The organism is Rhodovulum sp. 12E13, from assembly GCF_003340565.1.
Taxonomy (GTDB): domain Bacteria; phylum Pseudomonadota; class Alphaproteobacteria; order Rhodobacterales; family Rhodobacteraceae; genus HLUCCA09.
Map to the genome: position 1 here is coordinate 41,140 of NZ_QPLK01000010.1, position 22,411 is coordinate 63,550.

Genomic DNA, 22,411 nt, shown 5'->3' on the forward strand with positions numbered 1-22,411 from the left:
GATGGCCGGCCCTCAGGGCAGGGCGGCGGCCGAGGCGAGGGCGATCAGCGGCTCGGGGTAGAGGCCGGGGCCGACGAGCGCGGCGAGCGCGACCACCAGCGCGGCGCGCGCCGGCCAGCCCAGGGTCGGCCCCGGCGCACCCTCGGCCGAGGCGAAGGCCGCCACCGCGAAGCGCAGGTAGTAGACGAAGGCGAGCGCGGCACCGAGGGCGGCCACGCCGAGCAGCGCCCAGGCCTCGGCCGCCGCCAGCGCCGAGAACAGGTAGACCTTGCCGATGAAGCCCGCCGTGGGCGGCAGCCCCGCCATCGACAGCAGCGCGAGCGCCATCGCCGCTCCCGCCAGCGGCTGCCGGTGCACGAGGCCGCGCAGATCGTCGCGCGTGACCGGGCCGAGCGCCGCCGCCACGCAGAGTGCCGCGAGGATCGCGGGAACGTAGGCCGCGAGATAGACGAGCAGCGCCTCGCCCGCGAGCCCTCCGCCCGCCGCCAGCACGAGCGCGAGATACCCCGAATGGGCGATGGTCGAGTAGCCGAGCATCCGCGACAGGCTCTCCTGGCGCAGCGCGACGAGGTTGCCGAGGATCGCCGCCGCGCCGCCCGCGAGCGCCAGGCCGAGCGGCCAGGCCGCGCCGCCCGGCGCCGCCTCGGTCAGGCGCAGGAGCGCGATGCCCACCGCCACCTTCGAGACGGCGCCGGCCATCGCCGCGGCGGAGGCGGGCGCCCCCGAGAACAGGTCGGGCGTCCACATGTGAAAGGGCACGAGCGAGAACTTGAAGGCGAGACCGGCCAGGACGAGCGCGGCCCCCACGGCCGCCACCGGTCCGCCGCCGGCCCAGGCGTCGAGCATCAGCGACCCGCTGTCGGCGAACCCGAAGGCGAGGCCGAGCAGCAGCGCCGCCGCGCCGGCGCCCGCCATCAGGAACAGCTTGTAGCCGGCCTCCGCGGCCTCGGCCGTGCGGGGCAGGACGGCGAGCGCGATCATGGCGAGCGTGGTGATCTCGAGCCCCAGGAACAGCACCGCCGCATGCGCCGCTCCCGCCAGCGCCACCGCTCCCGCCGTGGCGACGGCGACAAGCGCGGGTGCCTCCCGCGCGCCGCCCTCGGCCCGGGCGAAGGCAAGCACGCCGAGGCCCGCGAGCAGCGCCAGCACCGTGCCGAACCGCGCCAGCCCGTCATCGACCATCAGCGCGTAGGGCGCCGCCGGCTCCGCCCCGGCGCGGCTCAGCGCCACGACCAGCGCGAGTGCCACGAGAGCCGCCGTCACGCCCCGCACCGCACGCGCCGGGGCGACCGGCGCCAGCGCCATGCCGGCGATCCCGGCCAGCCCCGTCAGCGCAAGCGGGGCGAGCGAGAGGAACTCCGCCCCGCTCATGGCTGCACGAACAGAAGCGGCGTCAGAGCGGCCTCGACCGCCGGGCGCAGCACCGAGATGAGCGCCTGCGGGAACAGGCCGAAGAGCAGCGTGCAGAGGCCGAGCACCGCGATGGGCCACAGCTCGTGGCGGTAGAGGTCGTGCGCGCCCTGCACCGCGGGCTTCGGCTCGCCGAAGACGATGCCGCCGATCAGCCGCGTGGCGTAGACCACCGACACCACCAGAGACACCAGCGCGATCGCCGCGAGCACCCAGTTGACCTGGAACATGCCGGTGATGACCAGCGCCTCGCCGAGGAAGTTCGCCGTGCCCGGCATCGCCAGCGCCGCGGCGAAGAACAGGGCGAAGGAGGTGGCGAAGGCCGGCGCCGTCTTCTGCAGGCCCCCCAGTTCGCGCAGGTCGCGCGTGCCGGTCCGGTGCTGCAGCGCCCCGATCAGAAGGAACAGCGCCGACGACGAGAAGGCGTGCGCGATCATCTCGACGCCGGCGCCCATCAGCGCGAAGTGCACGCCGCCGCACACGCCCATCAGGACGATGCTCATGTGCGCGACCGAGGTATAGGCGACGAGCCGTTTCGCGTCGGTCTGTCCGCAGGCCAGGACCGCGCCGTAAACCACGCCGAACGCCCCCAGCGCCATGCCCCACGGCGCCAGCGTCACCAGCCCCTCGGGGAACAGCAGCGGCGGAAAGCGGAAGAGACCGTAGGCGCCCGTCTTGAGCAGCAGCCCCGCGAGCAGGATCGAGCCCGCCGTGGGGGCGTTGGTATGCGCATCGGGCAGCCACGCGTGGAAGGGCGGCACCGGCAGCTTGACCATGAAGGCCACCGCGAAGCCGAGCAGCAAGAGCACCTGCGCGGTGTGCGAGCGCTCGTCGCGGGCCAGCTCGAAGGCGTCGAACGTGATCGGGTCGGATGTCGCGCCCATCCAGAAGACGGCCGCCAGCAGGCCGAGCCCCGCCACCGCGTTGAACACGAGGAACTTGATCGCCGCCGCCTCGCGGTCGCCGTGGCCCCAGAGGGCGATCAGCAGGAAGGCGGGCACGATCATCAGCTCCCAGAAGAAGGCGAGGATCAGCAGGTCGAACGACAGGAACACGCCGTTCGAGGCCGCCACCGTCCAGCAGATCGCGGCGTGGAAGAGAGGCGAGCGGTGGGTGACATGCCACGAGATGAACACGCAGATCATGCCGAGGCCCGCCGAGACGGCCAGCAGCGCCGCCGAGAGCCCGTCCATCGCCAGCAGCACCTGGATGCCGAAGGAGGGCGCCCAGTCGGCCCGGGTGAACGCGAGCCACCGCCCGTCGTCGCCCGACACCACGGCGAGCAGAAGCACGATCAGCGTCAGGGCCATCACCGCGATGGTCGTCCAGCGCTCGCTAAGGCCCGCAAGGCGCGGCGCGAGCAGGGCGGCGAACCCCCCGAAGAACGGCAGCAGGATCTGCAGCGTCAGCGCCATGTCATTCCCCATCCAAGGATCAGAAGTGCGGCGAGGCCCACGGCCAGTGCCAGCGCGTAGTCGCGCACCCGCCCCGTCTGCAGGTTGCGCCCCCGCTCGGCCGCGCGCCCGATGCCGGCGGCGCCGCGCATCCACGCGATGTCCATGCGGTCGGGCGAGAAGGGCGTCAGAACCACCCGCCGCAGCCAGAGGCCGAGCGCCACCGTCGCCTGCCCCACCGGGTCGGCCGTGGCCCCGTCGGGCGGGCGGCCGAGCCGGTCGACCCACGCGCCCTCGCGCCCGGAAAGGCGGCGCACGAGCCGCCGGTAGGGCCGCACGAGAAGGGCGTAGTAGCGCGCATCGAACTGCAGGCCGGCGCGCAGCTTTCGGGCGCCGCGCACCCGGGCCGCGAGGGTCGGCACGAAGACCACCGCGACCGATCCCGCGAGGCCGGCCAGCGCCGCCACGGCGCCCACGATCTCGACCCAGTGCGCCGGGTGAGGCGGGTGGCCGCCCATCAGCGTGGTCATCGGCGCCACGGCGAGGCCGCCCGCCAGCGCGAGCAGGGCCAGCACGATCAGCGGGCCGCTGGCCAGCGGGTGCTCGCGGCAGCGTCGCCGCGGCGTGGCCGGGGTCGCCGCCGCCACGAGCACGGGCCGGAAGGCGTAGACGCCCGTCAGCACCGCCGCCGCGAGCGCCACCGCCCAGACCGCCGCCCCGAGCGGCCCCGAGACGACGGCCGAGGCGAGGATCGCCTCCTTGGACCACCAGCCCGCGGTGACGAAGGGCAGGCCCGCGAGCGAGGCCGCCCCGGCGGCGTAGCAGATGAAGGCGATGGGCGTGGCCCGTGCCGCCCCGCGCAGCGAGTCGATCGTCGTGCTGCCGCCGCCCGCGTGGCTCATCACGCCCGCCGCCATGAACAGCAGCGACTTGAACGCGGCATGAACGACGAAATGCGCCATCGCCACGGCCGGAGCGCCCACGCCCACGGCGGCCACCATGTAGCCGATCTGGCTGATCGATGAATAGGCGAGCAGGCGCTTGACGTCGGTCTGGGCCACAGCGCTGGCGGCCCCGAACAGCGCCGTCGTCGCCCCCGCCACGGCCGTCGCACCGGCCACGACGGGGTAGGCTTCGATCACCGGCGCGAAGCGGGCGAGCAGCACCGCCCCCGCCGCCACCATCGTGGCCGAGTGCAGGAGCGCCGAGACCGGCGTCGGCCCTGCCATCGCGGTGGGAAGCCAGGTATGGAACGGGACCTGCGCCGACTTGCCGAGCGCGCCGATCAGCAGCAGCGCCGCGATGATGCTGCCCCGAACGGGCTCGGCGACCGTGCCCGCCGGGATCAGCTCGGTCAGGCGCACCGAGCCGGCTTCGAGGAACAGCAGCAGTAGCCCCGCGAGCAGCGCGGCGTCGGCGATCCGGGTGATCAGGAACGCCTTCTGCCCGGCGGCGAAGGCCCGCGGCGAGGTCATGTTGTAGGAGATCAGGAAGAACGAGCACAGGCCCATCAGCTCCCATCCCAGGAAGAAGGTGATGGAGTCGGCTGCCAGCACCATCGACAGCATGCCGGCCACGAACAGGTTCATCAGCGCGAAGAACCGGCGCAGGTCGGGTGTGCCGGCATAGGACATGTAATCGAGCGCGTAGATCATCACGCAGGCCGCCACGAAGGCGACGGTCAGCGCCGCGACCGCGCTCACCGCGTCGAGGCCCATCGCCAGCGCCACCTCGAAGTTGCCCACGTTGATGAAGAAGATCGGGGCGACCTGATCGCCGATCGCGCCGGTGAGATGCAGCGCGGCCAGTGGCCCGATGACGAGGAGGGGCGCGCAGCCCGCCGCCAGCCCCGCGGCCTGCACCGCGCGCCGGTCGAGGCGGTAAGGGTCGAGCGCCAGAAGCAGGAAGCCCCCGAGCGACGGCATCGGCACGAGAAGGAGCAGGTAGGCCAGCATCCCGTTCACCCCCTCAGCCGGGCCGTGGCATCGGCGTCGCCGCCGCCTTCGTGCCGCCGCAGGTGCAGGTAGATCGCGAGGCCGACCGCCACCTCGGCGGCAGCCAGCGCCAGCACCAGCAGGAACATCGCCGTCCCCTCGACCGCGCCGTGGTGGGCGCCCGCCGCCACGAAGGCGAGCGCCGGCCCGGCCAGCATGATCTCGAGCGAGACGAGCTGGAGCACGATCGTCCGCCGCGCGAGCACGCCGAACAGCCCCGTCACGAACAGTCCGCCCGAGAGCGCCAGCAGCGCGTTGAGCCCCGTCATTCCCCGTCTCTCCCCTTCCGCGACAGCGCGCGCACCCCGATCATGCCGGCGATCAGCAGAAGCGAGACGAGCTCGGTCGCCACCGCCCACTCCCCGAACATCAGAAGCCCGAGGTCGGCCGCGCCGACGCCGCCGGGCGTCCCGTCCGCCGTGCCGCCGAGGCCGACGAGCATCGGCAGAAAGGCGAGCACCGCCACCACGGCGGGCCAGCGCCACGCGCCCGAAAGCAGTGCGCGCTCGCGCGCCCGCGCCTCGGGCCCCGCCTCGACCGTCATGATGACGAAGACGAACACCGCCACCACCGCGCCCGCGTAGATCAGCAGCTGGATCGCCCCGGCAAAGGGCGAGGCCAGCGCGAAGAAGGCCACCCCCAGCGCCACCAGCGCCGCGAGAAGCAGGAGCAGCGCGTGCACCACCGAGTCGCGCGTCACCGCGAGCGCCGCCGCGGCGAGCGCCAGCGCGCTCGCCCAGATCGCCAGTCCCCAGCTCATGGCCCCCACCTCATGGGCACAGATCCCGCAGGTCGGTCGGCGGCGCTTCTCCCTGCGCCTCGCCCTTGTCCTTGCCGGCGATCGCCTTGCCCGCCACGGCCCAGTAGGTATAGCCGGCCTGCTTGCCCTCGCCCGCGATCAACAGGTCGTCCTTGTCGTAGACGAGGCTCGATCGCTCGTAATCCGCCGTCTCGAAATCGGGGGTGAGCTGGATCGCCTGGGTCGGGCACGCCTCTTCGCAATAGCCGCAGAAGATGCAGCGGGCAAAGTTGATGCGGAACGTCTCGGGGTACCAGCGCCCGTCCTCCGTCTCGGCCTTGACCACGTCGATGCAGTCGACCGGGCAGGCCACGGCGCAGAGATTGCACGCCACGCAGCGCTCCTGCCCGTCGGGGTCGCGCGTCAGCACGATCCGGGCGCGGTAGCGGGCGGGCAGCTCCGGCTTCACCTCCGGGTAGCCGGCGGTGTACTTGCGCGTCAGCAGCTTGCGCCCGACCGCGGCAAGGCTCTGGACGACTCCCCTCATGCCGACCCTCCCAGAACGACGACCGCGCCCGTCACGAGCAGGTTGGCCAGCGCCAGCGGCAGCGCCCATTTCCACGCGAAGGCGACGAGCTGGTCGTAGCGCGGCCGCGGCAGGATCGCCCGGATCCAGACGAAGGCGAGCGCGAGCGCCCCGACCTTGAGGCCGAACCACACCGGCGCGGGCAGCCAGGGGCCCAGCCAGCCGCCGAAGAACAGCGTGACGGCCAGCGCCGAGACGAGCAGGATGGCGAGGTATTCGCCGAGGAAGAACAGCGCGAAGCCCATCCCCGAATACTCGGTCATGAAGCCCGCCACGAGATCCTGCTCGGATTCCTGCAGGTCGAAGGGCAGGCGGTGGGCCGCGGCGATGCCGGCGATGGTGAACAGCGCCGCGCCGAGCGGCTGCTGCACGACGAACCACAGCCCCTCCTGCGCAGCGACGATCTGCCCGAGGCTCATCGACCCCGCGAGCATGACCACGCCCATCAGCGACAGGCCGAAGAACGCCTCGTACGAAAGCATCTGCGCCGCCGCCCGCAGGCCGCCCAGCATCGCGTAGCGGTTGCGCGAGGCCCAGGCGCCCAGCACCATCGCGTAGACCGTCAGCGCCAGCATCGCGAGGATGAAGATCACCCCGATGTCGAGGGCCGAGATCGCCCAGCCGGGCGCGAAGGCGACGACGGCGAAGCCCACCAGCACCGGCGTCGCGGCGAGCGCGGGCGCGAGACGGAAGGTCAGCGCGTCGCCGTCGGGCGGCACCTCGTCGGCCTTGAACAGCAGCTTCACGGTGTCGGCGATCCACTGGAAGAAGCCGAAGGGGCCCACCCGGTTCGGCCCCAGCCGCTCCTGCAGGAAGCCCAGGCCGCGCCGCTCCACCCAGGTGAAGACGCCCGCCGCCACAAGCAGCGCCGCGATCAGCCAGACCGAGAGGATGAGGGTGAAAGCCGCGCTCATTCCGCCGCCTCCACGATGGCCCGGTGCCCGCCGCCGCGCGGCAGAAGCCGCCCGGCCGTGGCGGCGACGTGGCCCTTCGGCACCGCCGGGTCGAGGGTGAGCGGCACCGCCTCGCCGCCGTCGACGGCGACGCGCTGGCCATCGGCGAGGCCGATCTCGGCGGCGTCGTCGGGGTGCAGCGCGATCACGGGCGCCGGACAGCGCTGCGCCAGCCGCTGCGCCCGGCGGCCGAGCTCGTCGCCCGAGAACGGCTCGTGCAGGGGCAGGGGGGCGAGGCCCGCGCCGCGCGGCGCGTGCTCTGCCAGCGGCGCGGGCGCGGTGAAGCCCGGGAGCACCGACACGCCGGGGTCGTCTCCCGCCATCGGGCCGTCGGGGCCGTCGGTCAGGAAAGGCGCGGCCGAGGCGGAATGCCAGCCCGGCACGCCGTAGGACGTGCGCAAGGCGGGCGGCGCGTCGGCCCCCTGCGCGCCCTCCATCGAGAAGGCGAGCGCCGCGTCGTCATCGGCCGGCGGGGTGCCCTCGGGCACCCGCCCCGCCAGGTCTTGCGCGGTGCGCCCCGACATCCGCCATGGGGCGCGCGCCACCTGCCCGAGCGGCAGGCGGAAGGCGGCGCCCGGTGCGGTCTCCTTCGCGGGCGCCAGCTGCGGCAGGTCGCGGGCGAGAGCGTCGAGCATCGCGTCGAGCGTGTCCCAGCCCGGGCGCACGGCCATCAGCCCCGCCAGCACGCGCCAGCCGGCGGGGCGGCCGCCCGAAACGGCGGCGAAGCTGCGCTGCGCGCGCCCCTCGTGGTTGACCAGGGTGCCCGCCGCCTCCGACCAGTCGGCCACCGGAAGCACGATATCGGCGCGGGCAGTGGTGCGCGTCTCGGCGCTGTCGAGGGCGATCACCGTCTCGGCCGCCGCGAAGAGCCGCTCCACCAGCCGCGGATCGGCCCGCTCGACCAGGTCGACCTCGGCGATGACGGCCGTTCCCGCGCGCCCGTGCTCGAGCGCGGCGACGGCCCCCTCGAGCCCTTCCGCCCCCGCCAGCGCGAGGCCGAGGCTGTTGGCCTCCGGCGGGAACAGGGCGAGCCGGGCATGCTCGCCCAGCGCCTCGGCCACCGCGCCCGCCGCCTCCACCGCGTCGCCCCGGCCGGTGCCGAAGCCCGCGATCACCAGCGGCCGCTCGGCGGCCTTCAGCGCCTCGGCCACCTCGCGCGCGGCCTCCTCGGCGGCCTCGCCCCGCAGGGCGGCGGCGACGGCCTGCCCGAAGGCGGCGACTTCTTCCGGCGGGCGGCGCAGCGCCCATGTCGCCACGTCGTCGAGCGCGTCCGTCATCGGCGTCACCAGCGCGACGGGAGGCCTGCGCCCCTCGCCCGCGACGCGGGCGGCGTTGTCGAGCCAGGCGGGCACGCCCTTTTCCGCGGCGAGCGCATCGGCCGCGCCCCGGGCCGTCTGCCGAAGGGCCAGAGCCGCGCGGGGTGCCGTGCCGGTCAGGTCTTCGCCCAGCACCAGCACCGCGTCGGCGGCTTCCATCTGCTTGAGCGAGGCGCCGCGCCCCTTGGCGAGCCAGCCGGCCATCCGGCCGACGGCGCGCGCCTCGGCCTCGCCCACCCCGGCGAAGAACCGCTCCGCCCCCACGAGCCGCCGCAGCGCCGCATTGGTCTCGAGGCTCGCCCGCGGCGAGCCGATGCCGACCGCGCCCTTCGCCAGGGCCTCCTGCACGGCCGCGCGGGTGGTCTCGGCATCGGCCGGGGCACCGCCGATGCGCGGGTGGTCGAGTCGCGCCTCGGCGACGTGGAGCGCGCCGAACCGCCCCCGGTCGCAGATGAAATGCCCGTTGATCGCGCCGTGATAGCGGTTCTGCACCCGGCGCACGCGGCCGCCCCGCTCGGCCGCGAACAGGTTGCAGCCGACCGAACACTGCGTGCAGATCGCCGGGGTCGCGGCCATGTCCCACTTGCGGGCGTAGTGCTCCGACCAGCCCTTGTCGTTGAACACGCCGGTGGGGCACACCTCGGCGAGGTTGCCGGCGAAGGGGCTCTCCAGCGGGCCGTCCTCGTAGCGGCCGAAATAGGCGCGGTCATGGGCGCCGAACACGTCGAGGTCGCGGCCGCCCGCATAGCCCCGGTAGAACCGCGTGCAGCGGTAGCAGGCGATGCAGCGGTTCATCTCGTGGGTCAGCAGCGGCCCGAGATCCTGGTTGCGGTGGGTGCGCTTCTCGAAGCGGAATCGCCGCCGGTGATGCCCGGTCGCCACCGTCATGTCCTGCAGGTGGCAGGCGCCACCCTCTTCGCAGACGGCGCAGTCGTGCGGGTGGTTGACCATCAGCCACTCGATGACGCGGGCGCGCATCTCGGCCGCCTCGGGATCGGCCAGTTCCACCCGCTGGCCCTCGGCCACGGGCGTCATGCAGGCCATCTCGATGCGGCCCTCGTCGTCGTCGGGGCCGTCATGGATGCGCACGGCGCAGAGCCGGCAGGCCCCGACCGAGCCGAGCGCGGCGTGCCAGCAGAAATGCGGAACCTCGACGCCGAGGCCGAGCGAGGCCGACAGCAGATCCTGGCCCGCCTCGACCTCGCGCGCGATCCCGTCGATCGTCAGGCGCACCTTGCTCATGCCGCCGCCCTCCCGTGGTCGCGGGCTACGGGGCAGCACTTGTCGGAAATGTGCTGCTCGAAGAGAGCGCCGAAACGGTCGAGGCCGGTGCCGAGCGGGCTCATCGCGCCGCCCATCAGGTCGCAGAACGCACGGCCGCGCGGGCCGCCCACCTGCACCGTCATGCGCAGGATGTCGAGATCGGACAAGTGCCCCGCCCCCGCCTCGATGTCGGCCATGATCTTCGCCGCCCAGGGCAGCCCGTCGCGGCACGGCGTGCACCAGCCGCAGCTTTCGCGTGCGTAGAACGCCATGTGCCGCGCGATCACACCCACCGGGCAGGCCGTCTCGTCCAGCACGATCAGCGTTCCGGTGCCGAACATGCTGCCCGCCGCGCGCACATGGCCGAAGTCGAGCGGCACCTCGAGCGCGTCCGGCTCGAGGAAGCCCGAGGCGCCCCCGCCGGGCTGGAAGCAGCGCAGCACGCCGTTGCCCGACACGCCGCCGCTCATCTCGATCAGCTCGGCCGCCGTGGTGCCCATCGGCGCCTCGATCACCTGCGGCGCGTGCACCCGGCCCGAGACCGCGAAGACCTTGGTGCCGCCCTCCTGCGTGCGCGACAGCCCCTGGAACCAGTTCGACCCGTTCGCCACGATGTGGCTGACGCACGAGACCGTCTCGACGTTGTTGACCGTGGTCGGCCGGCCCCAGAGGCCCGATTGCGCGGGAAAGGGCGGGCGCTTGCGCGGCACGGCGCGCTTGCCCTCGAGCGCCTCGATCAGCGCCGTCTCCTCGCCCACGATGTAGCGGCCGGCCGAGGGATGCACCCACATCCTCACGTCGACCCCCGAGCCGAGCACGTCGCGCCCGAGATACCCCGCCGCCTCGGCCTCCTCGATCGCGCGCGAGACGTTGCGGATCGCGTCGCGGTAGGCGTCGCGGATCAGCACGATGATCTCGGTCGAATGGGTGGCGTAGGCGGCCAGGATCGCGCCCTCGATCAGCTGGTGGGGCAGCGCTTCGAGCAGGATACGATCCTTGAAGGCGCCGGGCTCCATCTCGTCGCCGTTGACGATGAAGTAGTTCGGCCCGTCGCCGGGCGCCTCGCCCGGTTTCGGCATGAAGCGCCACTTCCTGGCGGCCGGAAAGCCCGCGCCGCCGCGCCCGTTCAGCCGCGCCTCGTCGACCATGTCGAGCACGCGCTCGGGGCTGAGCTCGCGCAGGCCCCGCTCGACGGCCTCGTAGCCGCCGAGGTCGCGCCATTCCTCCAGCGTGTGCGGCCTGCGGTCGGGGCGGGCACGGCCGGTCAGGGGTTTGTCGGTCATCGCGCGTCCTCCCCCAGAAGCCCCTCCAGATCGTCCGCGGTCAGCGGACCGACGAGCTTGCGGTCGCGGCCGATCACGGCGGCCGGCGCATGGTCGCATCCGCCCACGCAGCAGATGTTGACGAGGGTGTATTTCCCGTCCGCGGTCGTCTCGCCGAAGCCGATCCCGAGCCGCGCCATCACCGCGTCGCGCACCGCGTCGCCGCCGTTCAGCCAGCACGACGCGCCGTCGCACAGCAGGATCACCTTCTCGCCCACGGGCCGGCGGAAGATGAGCGAATAGAAGGTCGCGACGTCCTCCATCTCGGCAGTCGTGACGCCGAGCAGCGCGGCGGCCTCTTCCAGATGCGCGTCGGACACCCAGCCATGGTCCTGCTGGATCATCCGCAGGGCTTCCAGCATCGCCGGGCGCGGGCCGCCGTGGTGGTGCTTCGCCGCCTCGATGGCGGCGCGGAGATCGGGGGCGAGGCTCATTTGTCGACATCCGACATGACGAAATCCAGCGAGGCGATGTGCATCACGAGGTCGGCCACGGTCAGGCCGGGCGCGATTTCGGGGATCGCCTGAAGGTTGGCGAACGAGGGGGTGCGGATGCGGGTGCGGTAGCTGTGCCCGCCGTCGTCGGAGACGATGGAATACTGCGCCAGCCCGCGGGCCGACTCGATCTGCCCCGTCGCCTCGCCGACCGGCACCCGCGGCCCCCAGGCGGTGCCGACGAAATGGTGGATCAGCGTCTCGATATCCTCGAGCGTCTGCGCCCGCGGCGGCGGGAAGGCGCGCGGGTGGTCGGCTTTGACCGGGCCGCCGGGCATCCGGTCGACGCATTGGCGGATGATCCTCAGCGACTCGCGCATCTCGTCCACCCGCACGCGGGTGCGGGCGTAGATGTCGCCGGCTTCGGCCGTCACCACGTCGAACTCGTAGGTCTCGTAGCCCGAATAGGGCCGCTCCTTGCGGATGTCCCAGGGCAGGCCGGCGGCACGCAGCGAGGGGCCCGTCATCGACCATTTCAGGCAGGTCTCGGCATCGGCCAGCGCGACGCCCTTCGTGCGCGCCCGGAACATCTCGGAGCGCATGACCATGCCCTCGTAGTCGTCGAGCCGCCGGGGCATCCAGTCGAGGAAGTCGCGCACGAGGCCGTCCCACCCGGTCGGCAGATCCATCGCCACGCCGCCGATGCGCAGGAAGGCGGGGTGCATTCGCCCGCCGGTGATCGCCTGGATCACGTCGTAGGCGCGCTCGCGGTCGACGAACATGTAGAAGATGGGCGACATCACGCCGGCGTCCTGCGCCAGCGTGCCGTAGAACAGAAGGTGCGAGGTGATGCGGAAGATCTCGCACAGCATCACGCGGATGCATTGCGCCCGCTCGGGCACCTCGATGCCGCACAGGCTCTCGACCGCCATCAGGTAGGGCAGCTCGTGGGTGACGCCGCCGAGATAGTCGATCCGGTCGCAATAGGGGATGAAGCCGTGCCATGTCTGCCGCTCGGCCATCTTCTCGGCGCCGCGGTGGTGGTAGCCGAGATCGGGGTAGGCCCAGACGATCTCCTCGCCGTCGAGGCCGAGCAGGATGCGGAACACGCCGTGCGTCGAGGGGTGATGCGGCCCCATGTTCAGCACCATCAGCTCCACGCCGTCGCGGTGCGTGGGCAGGCCGAGCCGCGCGGGGTCGAGCGTGTTGGCCTCCTCCGTCGCGGCGAAGCTTTCCGGCGTCATCCGGTAGGGAGGCTTTTCGGTCGCCCGCGCGTGGTGGTTCTTGCGCAGCGGGTGGCCCTGCCAGTCGTTCGGCATGTAGATGCGACGCAGCAGCGGGTGGCCTTCGAACTGCACGCCGAGCATGTCGAACGTCTCGCGCTCGTACCAGTCGGCGCCGGGATAGACGGGCGTCAACGAGGGCGCGCGCGGGGCCGCCCCGTCGCAGGCGAGCTTGAGACGGATGTCGGCGTTGCGCGCGGGCGAGACGAGGTGGCTCGTCACCGTCACGCCCGAGGGCGGCAGGCCCGGGCGGTGATGGCGTGCGGTCTCGTCGGTGCCCCAGAGGTCGGCCATCAGCGTGAACGGCCGCTCCATCTCGCGCAGGGCGCGGTGCGCCTCGACCCAGGCCTCGCGCGCGATCCAGAGCACGGGAAAGGGCTCGCCCGTCGCCTGCTCGGCCACGACGCCCGCGCCGAGGCGGGCGCGCAACTCGTCGGCCGGGTCGTCGATGCGGGGCGCGTCGAGGCTCATGGTGCCTCCGGGTCGTCGTAGCGGCGCACGGCCATGCGCGCGTCGTGCAACCTGTCCTTGCGGGGCTCGGCCGCGAAGGTCGGCTGCGGGGCGCCGAGCGTGATGCCAAGGGGGCGGCTCTCCGTCCCGATCTTCTGCTGGAGCAGGATCATCGCGTCGAGCAATTGCTCGGGGCGCGGCGGGCAACCGGGGATGTAGACGTCGACCGGCAGGAACGAATCCACCCCCTGCACGACCGAATAGATGTCGTACATGCCGCCCGAATTGGCGCAGGCCCCCATCGAGATCACCCAGCGCGGCGGCTGCATCTGCTCGTAGAGGCGCTTCAAGGGCACCGCCATCTTGGTGAAGACGGTGCCCGACACCACCAGCAGATCGGCCTGACGCGGGGTGGAGCGGATCACCTCTGCGCCGAACCGCGCCTGGTCGAAGACGGGGGTCAGCGCCGTCGCCATCTCGACGTAACAGCACGACAGGCCGAAGTTGAACGGCCACAGGCTGTTCTTGCGCGACCACGCCACGAGGTCGTCGAGCCGGGCGAAGAGCTGGCCGGCGGCCATGCTGACGCCGGCGGGCGGGCTGTTGTGCGGGTGCTCGCTCATGCCTGCCTCGCCGCGCCGCCGGAAGACTGCGCGCCCACGTCGAGCGCGCCGTCGGCCCAGAGGTAGAACAGCGCGACCAGCAGCACGCCGATGAAGATCGCGGCCGAGACGAGGCCGGCCACGCCCGCGGCCGGTGCAGCCATCGCCCAGGTGAAGAGCACGGCCGCCTCGAAGTCGAAGATCACGAAGAAGGCGGCGATCTGGAAATACTGCGTGGGCACCGGCGCCGTGGCCGGCCCGCGCACAGGCGCGCCGCTTTCGTAGACGCCCCAGGCGCGGGTCGACTCGCCCTTCGCCCGCAGCAGGGCGGCCACCCCAAGCACGGCCGCGACCGTCAGGATGGCGGCAACCGAGTGAATCGCCAGAGAAATCCGCGGGTCGAGTCCGGTCAGAGCCTCGTGCATGTCCGCCTCCCGTCGCGCCTGAATGGGTTGGCCCCGGCGCGGGCAGACTGCTCACCTGCGGGGCAAGTCCTCGAATGGCACGGGTCGCGGGTGCCCGGCTTTGAGCCAGATCAAGCCCGCATGCCTTTGAAATGGCGCCGCTTTCGCATACCGTGGCATGCGCCGCGCGCTATCGTTGCGGCACCTTCGCCGGGGTCGTGGCGTGGGCGACGATGGCGGCCACGAGCGCGTCGAGCGTGTCGCGCGCATCGACATTCCCGGGCAGCAGGTGCATCGCCAGCGAGAACTCGGTACAGGCGACGAGCTGGACCCGCGCACCCGCCTCGGCCAGCCGCTCGGAGGCCGCACGCAGCCCCGCGGCCGCGGCCTCGCTCGCGCCGCCGGCCTTTATCGCGCGGATCGAGGCGAGCACGCCCGCCTCGTCGTCGGGCCAGACCGCCTCGAGCCCATGCGCGGCGAAGGCCCGCTCGAACAGCGCGGTGCGGCGCACGGCAGGCGAGGCGAGCATGCCGATCCGTCCGCCCTCGGCGCCGGCGCAGGCGGCGGCCGACAGCGCCACCATGTCGAGGAAGGGGATGCGCGCCGCGCCCCGGATCGCGCCGGTGTAGTGATGGGCGGTGTTGCAGGGCATCGCCAGCGCCGTCGCGCCCATCGCCTCGAGCCGCGCGGCCATCGCGGCGAGCACGGGCGCGGGGCTCTCGCCCGTCCCCTCGATCAGGTGCGCGATGCGCGAGGGCACCTGCGGGTTCATGTCGATCATGAGCGGGAGGTGGTCGGCATCGTCGCGCGCCGGCACCGCCTCGATCAGCTTGCGTTGCAGCAGGATCGTCGCCTCGGGCCCCATCCCCCCGAGGATGCCGACAGGCCGCATCACCCCGCCGCGGCCGGCGCCGCGCTCTGCCCGCCCGAAAAGGCGAAGTCGTAGCCGAACAGGCCCGCCGCGCCCCCGGTGTGCAGGAACACGATCCGCTCGTCGCGGCCGATCTCGCCCTTGTGGATCAGGTCGATCATGCCGGCCGCGCCCTTGGCCGAATAGACCGGATCGAGCAGCAGGCCCTCGAGCTCGGCGAACATGCGGATCGCGGCGAGGCCCTCGGGTGTGGGCAGGCCATAGCCCTCGCCCACGTAGTCGGTATTCGCCACCACCATGTCGCGCGTCACGACGCCGGGGCAGCCCAGCCGCTCGGCCGTGCGCATGGCGAGGTCGAAGACCATCTGCTCCTGCTTCTCGCGCGGCGCGCGCGTGCCGATGCCCAGCACCGGGATCCCCGCGTGGATCGCGGCGAGCCCCGTGACCAGCCCCGCCTGGGTGCCAGACGAGCCGGTGGCATGCACGATCCGGTCGATGGCCAGCCCCGCGTCGTTGGCCTGCGCCACCAGTTCCATCGCGCAGTTGACGTAGCCGAGCGCGCCCGTGGGATTCGAGCCGCCGCCGGGGATGGTGTAGACGCGCAACCCCTCGTCGCGCCTCGCCTCGGCCACCCGCTCCATCGCGGCGGCCATGTCGGTGCCGCCGGGATGCACCTCTGTCGTGGCACCGTGCAGATGGTCGAGCAGCACGTTGCCGTTGGTGGTGTAGTTGGGCTCGGTGTAGCCCGTCCTGTCTTCCAAGAGGATATGGCAGCGCATGCCCAGCTTCGCGGCGAAGGCGGCGGTCTGTCGGGCGTGGTTCGACTGGGTCGCGCCCTGTGTCATCACGATGTCGGCGCCCATCGCCTCTGCCTCGGCCATCAGGAACTCGAGCTTGCGGGTCTTGTTTCCGCCTGTCGACAGGCCCGTGCAGTCGTCGCGCTTGATCCAGATCTCGCGGCGCAGCGCCCTCGACAGGCGGGGCAGTGGCTCGAGCGGCGTCGGCAGGTGCGCGGCGCGGAGGCGGGGGAAACGGGCGAGGTGCATGGGCGGTCTCCTTGGGGTCTGCCGGGTATGCGCCGCCACGCCCCCCGATGGCAAGCATCCCGCCGGGCGGGCTCAGGCACCCCCGGTCACGCCGCCTTGTCGGCCAGAAGGCCCCGCAGGTCGAAGGCGGCCCGCATCAATGCGCGCGTGTAGTCTGTCTCGGGCCGGTCGAAGAGCTCTCCGGTCGGCCCTTCCTCGACCACCGCGCCGTCCTTCATCACCATGACGTAATCCGACAGCGCCCGCACCACGGCGAGGTCGTGGGAGATGAAGATGTAGGTCAGGTCGTTCTCGCGCTGGAGGCGGCGCAGGAGCTCGATCACCTGCTTCTGCACCGAGCGGTCGAGCGCCGAGGTCGGCTCGTCGAGCACGATCAGCTTCGGCCGCAGGATCAGCGCGCGGGCGATGGCGATGCGCTGGCGCTGCCCTCCCGAGAACTCGTGCGGGAAGCGGTTGCGCATCGCCGGGTCGAGGCCGACGTCGGCCATCGCCTCCGACACCCGCTCCGTGCGCGCCTTGGAGTCGAGGCCCGGTTCGTGCACCAGCAGGCCCTCGGCCACGATCTCGCCGCAGGTCAGCCGGGGCGAGAGCGAGCCGTAGGGGTCCTGGAACACCATCTGGAGGCCCTTGCGATAGGGCCGCATCCCCTCGGTGCCAAGGCCCTCGATCCGGTCGCCCAGCCAGACGACCTGCCCCTCCGAAGGGATCATCTGCAACAGAGCCCGGCCCAGCGTCGACTTGCCCGAGCCGGATTCGCCCACGATGCCCAGCGTCTGGCCCTGGCGGAGCGTCACGTCGATGCCGCGCACCGCCTCGAGCCGCGTGTCGCGGCGGAACAGGCCCGGCCCGCGCCCGAACGTCACGCGCATCTCGCGCGCCTCCATCAGCGCGGGCGCGTTCGCGGGCAGGGGCGCCTTCGTCCCCTCGGGCTCGGCCGCGAGCAGCATTTTCGTGTAATCCGTGCGCGGCGCGGAAAACAGGCGGGCGGTCGGCCCCTCCTCCTCCACGCGGCCCTTGTTCATCACGTACGTACGGTCGGCGAACGCCTCGACGATGCCGAGATCGTGCGTGATGAACAGGATCGACATGCCGATCCGGCTCTGAAGCTCGGCGAGCAGTTGCAGGATCTCGGCCTGGATCGTGACGTCGAGCGCGGTGGTCGGCTCGTCGGCGATCAGCAGCTCGGGGTCGTTCGCCAGCGCCATCGCGATCATCACCCGCTGCCGCTGCCCGCCCGACAATTCGTGGGGGTAGGATCGCATCCGCTCGGCGGCGTTGGGGATCTGCACGAGGTTCAACAGCTCCAGTATGCGCGCCCGCGCCGCCTGCCGGCTCATCCCGCCATGCACGCGCAATGGCTCCGACAGCTGGTCCTCGATGGTGTAGAGCGGGTCGAGCGAGGTCATCGGCTCCTGGAAGATCATGGTGATCTTCCGCCCCCGCAGCCGGTTCAGCTCTGCCACCGACACGTTCAGGATGTCCCGCCCGCGATAGCGCACCGCCCCCGCGGCCCTGCCGTTGTTCGCCAGAAGGCCCATGGCCGCCATCATGATCTGGCTCTTGCCCGAGCCGCTCTCGCCCACCACCGCCACGGTCTCGCCCCGGCCGACATGCATCGACACGCCGCGCACCGCCTCGACCGCGCCGTCGGCCGTGTCGAAGGTCACGCGGATGTCGTCCACCTCGAAGATGCGCCCCGCCTTATCCGGATGCTCGGCCATGTCAGCGGTCCTTCGGGTCGAGGGCGTCGCGCAAGCCGTCGCCGAGGAAGTTGAGCGCGAAGAGCAGCACGGTCATCGTGGCCGCCGGCCAGAACAGCATGAAGGGCGCGTTGCGCATGTTCTTGGCCCCTTCCGCGATCAGCACGCCGAGCGAGGTCAGCGGCTCCTGCACCCCCAGCCCGAGGAACGACAGGAACGACTCGAGCAGGATCACCTTGGGAATCATCAGCGTCATGTAGATGATCACCGTGCCCAGCGTGTTCGGGATGATGTGGCGCCGCACGATGTCGCGCGAGCGCACCCCGAGCGACTCGGCCGCCTGCACGAACTCGCGCCGGCGGAGCGAGAGCGTCTGCCCCCGCACGATGCGCGCCATGTCGAGCCATTCCACCGCGCCCACGGCGATGAACATCAGCACCACGTTCCGCCCGAAGAACACCACGAGCAGAATCACGAAGAACACGAAGGGCAGCGAGTAGAGGATGTCGACCACCCGCATCATCACGTTGTCGAGCCGCCCGCCGACAAAGCCTGCGGTCGCGCCGTAGAGCACCCCGATGACCAGCGCCACGCCGGTGGCCAGCGCCCCGATCATCAGCGAGATGCGCAAGCTGATCAGGATGCGCGAGAACAGGTCGCGCCCGTTCGCATCGGTCCCCGCGATGAAGTAGAGCTCCCGCACGTCGGCCCGCATCGTGGCTGACAGACCATCGCCCGAAACCTCCACCATCTCGCTGCCCGAGAACACGTCGGAGCGGTCGAGGTAGCGGGTGATCCGCGGGTCGATCTCGCGGCTCTCGGACGTCACCATGATCGTCACGCCGCCGCCGCCCACCTCGATGCTCGCGATCTCGACCCGGGCGCGCGCCAGCGCCTCCTCGGCCGCCGGCACGATCTGGTCCTGCTGCGGGTAGGGGGCCAGGCTGGGCGGCACCTTCACGAACTCCGGGTACACCTCGGAATAGTCGTGCGGCGCGACCATCGGCCCGAAGATGCCCGCCAGCGCCATCAGGACCAGCACGACGAGCGAGGCCATGGCGGCGCGGTTGCGCCTGAGCCGCATCATCGCCACGGCCCAGAGCGAGCGGCCCGCCGTGCCCTCTCCGGCGGCGATCTCGGGGGCGGGGTTGGCGAGGTCAGTCATAGCGCACCCTCGGGTCGAGCAGGGCGTAGAGCAGATCGACGATCAGGTTGAACACCACCACGAAGACGGCGACGATCACCACCGTACCCATGACAAGCGTATAGTCGCGGTTGAGCGCGCCCTGCACGAAATAGCGCCCGATCCCCGGCAGGTTGAACACCTGTTCCACCACGATCGAGCCGGTCAGCAGCGCCGCCGCCGCGGGCCCGAGATAGGACACCGCCGGCAGGATCGCCGCGCGCAGCGCGTGCTTGAGCACCACCATCCGCGCCGGCAGGCCATAGGCCCGCGCCGTGCGCACATGGTCCGACCGGAGCGCCTCGATCATCGCGCCGCGCACCAGTCGCGCGACGATGGCCACCTGCGGCAGGGCCAGTGCGATCACGGGCAGCACCATCTGCCGCGCCTCGCCCCAGCCCTGCGCCGGCAGCCAGCTGAGCATCACGGCGAATACGAGCGAGAGCACCGGCGCCACCACGAAGTTCGGCACCGTGATCCCGAAGGTCGCCACCGCGATCACCGCGTAATCGGTCGACGAGTTCTGCCGCAGCGCGGCCAGCGTGCCCAGCAGCGCCCCGACCGCCAAGGCCAGCACCAGCGCCGTCAGCCCCAGCTGGACAGAGACGGGCAGCCCCTCGCCCAGGATCTCCTGCACGCGCATGTCGCGGTAGATGAACGAGGGCCCCATGTCGCCGCGCAGCAGGTTGCCCAGATACATCCCGTATTGCTGCCACAGCGGCCGGTCGAGCCCGAAGGTGGCGTTGAGATTCTCCATCACCGTGGCCTCGAGCGTCCGCTCCTGGTCGAACGGGCCGCCGGGCGCGATCCGCATCATGAAGAACGCGGCGGTGATGATGATGAAGATCGTCGGGATCGCGCCAAGCAGGCGGCGCAGGGCGTAGGAGAGCATCGCGGGGCTCCGGGGCGGCGGGGCGACTGGGCCCCCGGGGGCGCGTCCGTGAACGGCACATCGCGGCGCGGATCAAGCCCGCGCCGCGACGTCATGCATCGGTTACGCTGCGTTCCTCACGAGCCGGCGAGGCTGAGGAACCGCGAGGGGTGCACGTTCTGGATGTTGTCGTTCCAGCCCTGCAGGTCGGGCGACACCAGCGACCGCGAGGAATAGTAGAGCAGCGGGATGAACGGCAGATCCTCCATGAACATGGCCTCGGCCTGCTGCAGGATGTCGGCCCGCGCCTCGAGGTCGGTCGTCGCTGCCGCCTTGTCCATCAGCGCGTCGTACTCCGCGTTGTCGTAGTTGGCGTAGTTGAAGCCGTCGTTGTCGGACTCGACCATGAACAGGAAGTTCTGCGGGTCGGAATAGTCGCCGATCCAGCCCGCGCGAGCCACGTCGAAATCGCCCTTGTCGCGCAGATGCGCGTAATGGGCCGAGGCGTCGCGCACGTTGTATTCGACGCTCACCCCGAGGATCGACCACATGTCGGCGATGGCCGTCGCGGCGTTCTTGTGGTTTTCCGACGTGTTGTAGGCGAGCTCGAGCGTGACGGGGTTGTCGGGGCCGTAGCCCGCCTCCTCCATCAGGGCGATGGCCTCGTCCTCGCGGTCGAGCATCGAGGCGTCGAAATACGCGACCTCCGGCGAGCCGCCGTAATTGCCGATGCCCGGCGGCACGAAGCTTTCCGCCGGCACCATCGTGCCCTGGAAGATCTCGGAGGCGAGGAACTCGCGGTCGATCACCATCGACAGGGCCTGCCGCACGCGCGGGTCGCTCAGCACCTCGTCATCGTGGTTCAGCGCGTAATAGTAGGTGCCCAGATAGGGCGCGATGCGCACCGCCTCGCCGTGCTCGGCCTGCAGCCGCTCGATGTCTTCCGCCGGCAGGTCGGAGCAGGAATGCACCTCGCCCGCCTCCCAGGCGCGCACGCAGGTCGCACGATCCTCGAAGGGCAGGTAGTTGACCTGCGCGAGCGAGACGTTCGCCGCGTCGTGGAAATTCTCGTTCTTCCGCAGCACGATGCGGTCGTTGAGGATGTTCTCTTCCAGCGTGAAGGCGCCGTTCGACACCATGTTGCCGGGGCGCACGAAGTCGGACCCGTGTTCCTCGACCGAGGCGGGGTGCACCGGCAGGCCGGTCTGGTGGGTCAGCAACTCGAGAAAGTAGGGCGTGGGCTGGGCCAGCGTGATCTCGAGCGTGCGGTCGTCGACGGCGCGCACGCCCATCTCGGTGGGCTCCATCTCGCCCTTGTTGATCGCCTCGGCATTGGCGATCGGGTAGAGGATGTTGGCGTATTTGGCGCCCGTCTCGGGCGTCATGATGCGGCGGAACGAGTAGACGAAATCGCCCGCCGTCACCGGGTCGCCGTTCGACCAGCGCGCATCATCGCGCAGGGTGAACGTGTAGGTCGTGCCGTCCTCCGACACCTCCCAGCTTTCGGCGACGCCGGGGATCACCTCGGCATTGCGGTCGTAGACGACGAGCCCCTCGTAGAGGTCGCGCAGAATGTTGGCCTCGGCGACGGTCGAGGTCTTGTGCTGGTCGAGCGTCTCGGGGTTGGCATCGTTGCCGCGAAGATAGGTCTGCGCGGATGCGGACGTGGCTCCGAGGACAAGGGCCAGTGCCGTGGCGGTCAGCAGGTGGCGGGTCATGGACGGTCTCCCTCTTAGAGATCCCGAAGCCTACGGAGGCTCGACCTGGGGATGCAAGATGCGCGGGCGGGTCACATGACGTCACGCGCGCGACACCCTGCCGAAGCGCGGCCGCGCTTCGGCGGGCCCGCGCCCGGATGCCACCGGGCAGGGGTTTGCCTGCGGTCGTCGCGCAAGCCGCGCCCGGGCCAGGGGGGCACGTGCGGCTCGGCGCTGCGCCTGCCCCGGCCGGCGGCGCGCCCTTCGCACGCCGCTGCCGGGTCGACGGCGGCGCTGCGGGCGCCTCGCGCCAAGGTCGGGCCGCCCGGCCCGGCCGCTCGGGCGGCGCCTTGCCCTGTTTCCCTGCGCGATGAGCGACTGCAGGATGCTCGGGCGCAGGCGATGCGGGTATGGCTGTAAGGCTGGCTGCCTTGGATGGCTTCCCGTGCCGGGCCGCCCGCATCGCCGACCTCGCCCGCACGCGCGATCAACGGCCCATCGTGCTGGACGACGAGGTCGCCGTCGCGCTGCGGCCGAAGGTGACGCGACGCCGTGACCTCGTGCAGCACCAGACCTGTCGCCTGGCGTGCCTGCGCCGCGGCATCCACCGGGCACCCGCGGGCGCTCGACGTCACCTGAAAGGGGCCGATGACGCTGCTGGCGCGCCACGTCACGCCGTCCGAGATCCGGCGCCGCACTTCCGCTTCGGCGCCGAGGCTGCGCGCGCGGGCCGATCGTGGACCACGGTGCACGCCGCGTGGTCCATCTCAGGATGGAAAACCAACGAAATCAAGCCGAAGAGAGGCAATTTGGCAGCCCGTAGGGGAATCGAACCCCTCTTTCCAGGTTGAAAACCTGGCGTCCTAACCGATAGACGAACGGGCCACTTGCGC

19 protein-coding genes and 1 tRNA gene are annotated in these 22,411 nt (G+C 71.7%); all 20 read right to left on the reverse strand.

Annotated features, from left to right (window positions below; genetic code table 11):
* Nucleotides 1-12: 12 nt before the first annotated feature.
* Nucleotides 13-1,371, reverse strand: a complete 1,359-nt coding sequence (locus DLJ49_RS10635) for a proton-conducting transporter transmembrane domain-containing protein (RefSeq protein WP_115393533.1) — start codon at nucleotides 1,369-1,371, stop codon at nucleotides 13-15.
* Nucleotides 1,368-2,825: a complex I subunit 4 family protein gene (locus tag DLJ49_RS10640; protein ID WP_115393534.1), complete on the reverse strand. Its 1,458-nt coding sequence runs from the start codon at nucleotides 2,823-2,825 to the stop codon at nucleotides 1,368-1,370. Before DLJ49_RS10640 ends, DLJ49_RS10635 begins: the two co-directional genes overlap by 4 nt.
* Entirely contained in the window at nucleotides 2,816-4,759 is a 1,944-nt protein-coding gene (locus tag DLJ49_RS10645; RefSeq protein WP_115393535.1) for an NADH-quinone oxidoreductase subunit 5 family protein, read from the reverse strand. Before DLJ49_RS10645 ends, DLJ49_RS10640 begins: the two co-directional genes overlap by 10 nt.
* Nucleotides 4,760-4,764: 5 nt before the next feature.
* On the reverse strand, nucleotides 4,765-5,067 hold the full coding sequence (gene nuoK / locus DLJ49_RS10650; RefSeq protein ID WP_115393536.1) for an NADH-quinone oxidoreductase subunit NuoK: 303 nt from the start codon (nucleotides 5,065-5,067) through the stop codon (nucleotides 4,765-4,767).
* Entirely contained in the window at nucleotides 5,064-5,558 is a 495-nt protein-coding gene (locus tag DLJ49_RS10655; RefSeq protein WP_115393537.1) for an NADH-quinone oxidoreductase subunit J family protein, read from the reverse strand. The genes nuoK and DLJ49_RS10655 overlap by 4 nt, the downstream gene beginning before the upstream one ends.
* Before the next feature lie 10 nt (nucleotides 5,559-5,568).
* Nucleotides 5,569-6,084: an NADH-quinone oxidoreductase subunit NuoI gene (gene nuoI / locus DLJ49_RS10660; protein ID WP_115393538.1), complete on the reverse strand. Its 516-nt coding sequence runs from the start codon at nucleotides 6,082-6,084 to the stop codon at nucleotides 5,569-5,571.
* On the reverse strand, nucleotides 6,081-7,037 hold the full coding sequence (gene nuoH, locus DLJ49_RS10665) for an NADH-quinone oxidoreductase subunit NuoH (RefSeq protein ID WP_115393539.1): 957 nt from the start codon (nucleotides 7,035-7,037) through the stop codon (nucleotides 6,081-6,083). The genes nuoI and nuoH overlap by 4 nt, the downstream gene beginning before the upstream one ends.
* A complete protein-coding gene (gene nuoG, locus DLJ49_RS10670) occupies nucleotides 7,034-9,634 on the reverse strand; it encodes an NADH-quinone oxidoreductase subunit NuoG (protein ID WP_115393540.1) in 2,601 nt (866 codons plus the stop codon). Before nuoG ends, nuoH begins: the two co-directional genes overlap by 4 nt.
* Nucleotides 9,631-10,938 (reverse strand): complex I 51 kDa subunit family protein, encoded by a 1,308-nt coding sequence (locus DLJ49_RS10675; protein WP_115393541.1) that lies wholly within the window; start codon nucleotides 10,936-10,938, stop codon nucleotides 9,631-9,633. Before DLJ49_RS10675 ends, nuoG begins: the two co-directional genes overlap by 4 nt.
* Nucleotides 10,935-11,411, reverse strand: a complete 477-nt coding sequence (gene nuoE / locus DLJ49_RS10680) for an NADH-quinone oxidoreductase subunit NuoE (RefSeq protein ID WP_115393542.1) — start codon at nucleotides 11,409-11,411, stop codon at nucleotides 10,935-10,937. Before nuoE ends, DLJ49_RS10675 begins: the two co-directional genes overlap by 4 nt.
* On the reverse strand, nucleotides 11,408-13,165 hold the full coding sequence (nuoC, locus tag DLJ49_RS10685) for an NADH-quinone oxidoreductase subunit C/D (RefSeq protein WP_115393543.1): 1,758 nt from the start codon (nucleotides 13,163-13,165) through the stop codon (nucleotides 11,408-11,410). Before nuoC ends, nuoE begins: the two co-directional genes overlap by 4 nt.
* Nucleotides 13,162-13,767 carry an NADH-quinone oxidoreductase subunit B gene (locus DLJ49_RS10690; RefSeq protein ID WP_115393544.1) on the reverse strand — a complete coding sequence of 202 codons (606 nt, stop codon included), beginning with the start codon at nucleotides 13,765-13,767 and terminating at the stop codon, nucleotides 13,162-13,164. The genes nuoC and DLJ49_RS10690 overlap by 4 nt, the downstream gene beginning before the upstream one ends.
* A complete protein-coding gene (locus DLJ49_RS10695; protein WP_115393545.1) occupies nucleotides 13,764-14,171 on the reverse strand; it encodes an NADH-quinone oxidoreductase subunit A in 408 nt (135 codons plus the stop codon). Before DLJ49_RS10695 ends, DLJ49_RS10690 begins: the two co-directional genes overlap by 4 nt.
* Before the next feature lie 169 nt (nucleotides 14,172-14,340).
* On the reverse strand, nucleotides 14,341-15,042 hold the full coding sequence (locus DLJ49_RS10700; protein WP_199533350.1) for a cysteate racemase: 702 nt from the start codon (nucleotides 15,040-15,042) through the stop codon (nucleotides 14,341-14,343).
* On the reverse strand, nucleotides 15,042-16,067 hold the full coding sequence (locus DLJ49_RS10705) for a D-cysteate sulfo-lyase (RefSeq protein WP_115393547.1): 1,026 nt from the start codon (nucleotides 16,065-16,067) through the stop codon (nucleotides 15,042-15,044). The genes DLJ49_RS10700 and DLJ49_RS10705 overlap by 1 nt, the downstream gene beginning before the upstream one ends.
* A gap of 86 nt (nucleotides 16,068-16,153) precedes the next feature.
* The gene (locus DLJ49_RS10710) at nucleotides 16,154-17,788 is read right to left on the reverse strand and encodes an ABC transporter ATP-binding protein (RefSeq protein WP_115393548.1); all 1,635 of its coding nucleotides are present in this window, start codon (nucleotides 17,786-17,788) and stop codon (nucleotides 16,154-16,156) included.
* Between the two features lies 1 nt (nucleotide 17,789).
* Entirely contained in the window at nucleotides 17,790-18,932 is a 1,143-nt protein-coding gene (locus tag DLJ49_RS10715; protein WP_115393549.1) for an ABC transporter permease, read from the reverse strand.
* Nucleotides 18,925-19,842 carry an ABC transporter permease subunit gene (locus DLJ49_RS10720; RefSeq protein WP_115393550.1) on the reverse strand — a complete coding sequence of 306 codons (918 nt, stop codon included), beginning with the start codon at nucleotides 19,840-19,842 and terminating at the stop codon, nucleotides 18,925-18,927. Before DLJ49_RS10720 ends, DLJ49_RS10715 begins: the two co-directional genes overlap by 8 nt.
* A 116-nt stretch (nucleotides 19,843-19,958) precedes the next feature.
* Nucleotides 19,959-21,539 carry a peptide ABC transporter substrate-binding protein gene (locus DLJ49_RS10725; protein WP_115393551.1) on the reverse strand — a complete coding sequence of 527 codons (1,581 nt, stop codon included), beginning with the start codon at nucleotides 21,537-21,539 and terminating at the stop codon, nucleotides 19,959-19,961.
* A gap of 789 nt (nucleotides 21,540-22,328) precedes the next feature.
* Nucleotides 22,329-22,403, reverse strand: a tRNA-Glu gene (locus DLJ49_RS10730).
* Nucleotides 22,404-22,411 lie beyond the last annotated feature (8 nt).

What these genes read in the sequence shown, in the direction of transcription:
- DLJ49_RS10645 (WP_115393535.1), bottom strand. Translation starts at nt 4,759, where the DNA reads ATGCTGGCCTACCTGCTCCTTCTCGTGCCGATGCCGTCGCTCGGGGGC.
- DLJ49_RS10720 (WP_115393550.1), bottom strand. Translation starts at nt 19,842, where the DNA reads ATGCTCTCCTACGCCCTGCGCCGCCTGCTTGGCGCGATCCCGACGATC.
- DLJ49_RS10705 (WP_115393547.1), bottom strand. Translation starts at nt 16,067, where the DNA reads ATGCACCTCGCCCGTTTCCCCCGCCTCCGCGCCGCGCACCTGCCGACG.
- DLJ49_RS10635 (WP_115393533.1), bottom strand. Translation starts at nt 1,371, where the DNA reads ATGAGCGGGGCGGAGTTCCTCTCGCTCGCCCCGCTTGCGCTGACGGGG.
- DLJ49_RS10715 (WP_115393549.1), bottom strand. Translation starts at nt 18,932, where the DNA reads ATGACTGACCTCGCCAACCCCGCCCCCGAGATCGCCGCCGGAGAGGGC.
- nuoI (WP_115393538.1), bottom strand. Translation starts at nt 6,084, where the DNA reads ATGAGGGGAGTCGTCCAGAGCCTTGCCGCGGTCGGGCGCAAGCTGCTG.
- DLJ49_RS10695 (WP_115393545.1), bottom strand. Translation starts at nt 14,171, where the DNA reads ATGCACGAGGCTCTGACCGGACTCGACCCGCGGATTTCTCTGGCGATT.
- nuoG (WP_115393540.1), bottom strand. Translation starts at nt 9,634, where the DNA reads ATGAGCAAGGTGCGCCTGACGATCGACGGGATCGCGCGCGAGGTCGAG.
- DLJ49_RS10655 (WP_115393537.1), bottom strand. Translation starts at nt 5,558, where the DNA reads ATGAGCTGGGGACTGGCGATCTGGGCGAGCGCGCTGGCGCTCGCCGCG.
- DLJ49_RS10700 (WP_199533350.1), bottom strand. Translation starts at nt 15,042, where the DNA reads ATGCGGCCTGTCGGCATCCTCGGGGGGATGGGGCCCGAGGCGACGATC.
- nuoH (WP_115393539.1), bottom strand. Translation starts at nt 7,037, where the DNA reads ATGAGCGCGGCTTTCACCCTCATCCTCTCGGTCTGGCTGATCGCGGCG.
- DLJ49_RS10675 (WP_115393541.1), bottom strand. Translation starts at nt 10,938, where the DNA reads ATGACCGACAAACCCCTGACCGGCCGTGCCCGCCCCGACCGCAGGCCG.
- nuoC (WP_115393543.1), bottom strand. Translation starts at nt 13,165, where the DNA reads ATGAGCCTCGACGCGCCCCGCATCGACGACCCGGCCGACGAGTTGCGC.
- nuoE (WP_115393542.1), bottom strand. Translation starts at nt 11,411, where the DNA reads ATGAGCCTCGCCCCCGATCTCCGCGCCGCCATCGAGGCGGCGAAGCAC.
- DLJ49_RS10725 (WP_115393551.1), bottom strand. Translation starts at nt 21,539, where the DNA reads ATGACCCGCCACCTGCTGACCGCCACGGCACTGGCCCTTGTCCTCGGA.
- DLJ49_RS10690 (WP_115393544.1), bottom strand. Translation starts at nt 13,767, where the DNA reads ATGAGCGAGCACCCGCACAACAGCCCGCCCGCCGGCGTCAGCATGGCC.
- nuoK (WP_115393536.1), bottom strand. Translation starts at nt 5,067, where the DNA reads ATGACGGGGCTCAACGCGCTGCTGGCGCTCTCGGGCGGACTGTTCGTG.
- DLJ49_RS10710 (WP_115393548.1), bottom strand. Translation starts at nt 17,788, where the DNA reads ATGGCCGAGCATCCGGATAAGGCGGGGCGCATCTTCGAGGTGGACGAC.
- DLJ49_RS10640 (WP_115393534.1), bottom strand. Translation starts at nt 2,825, where the DNA reads ATGGCGCTGACGCTGCAGATCCTGCTGCCGTTCTTCGGGGGGTTCGCC.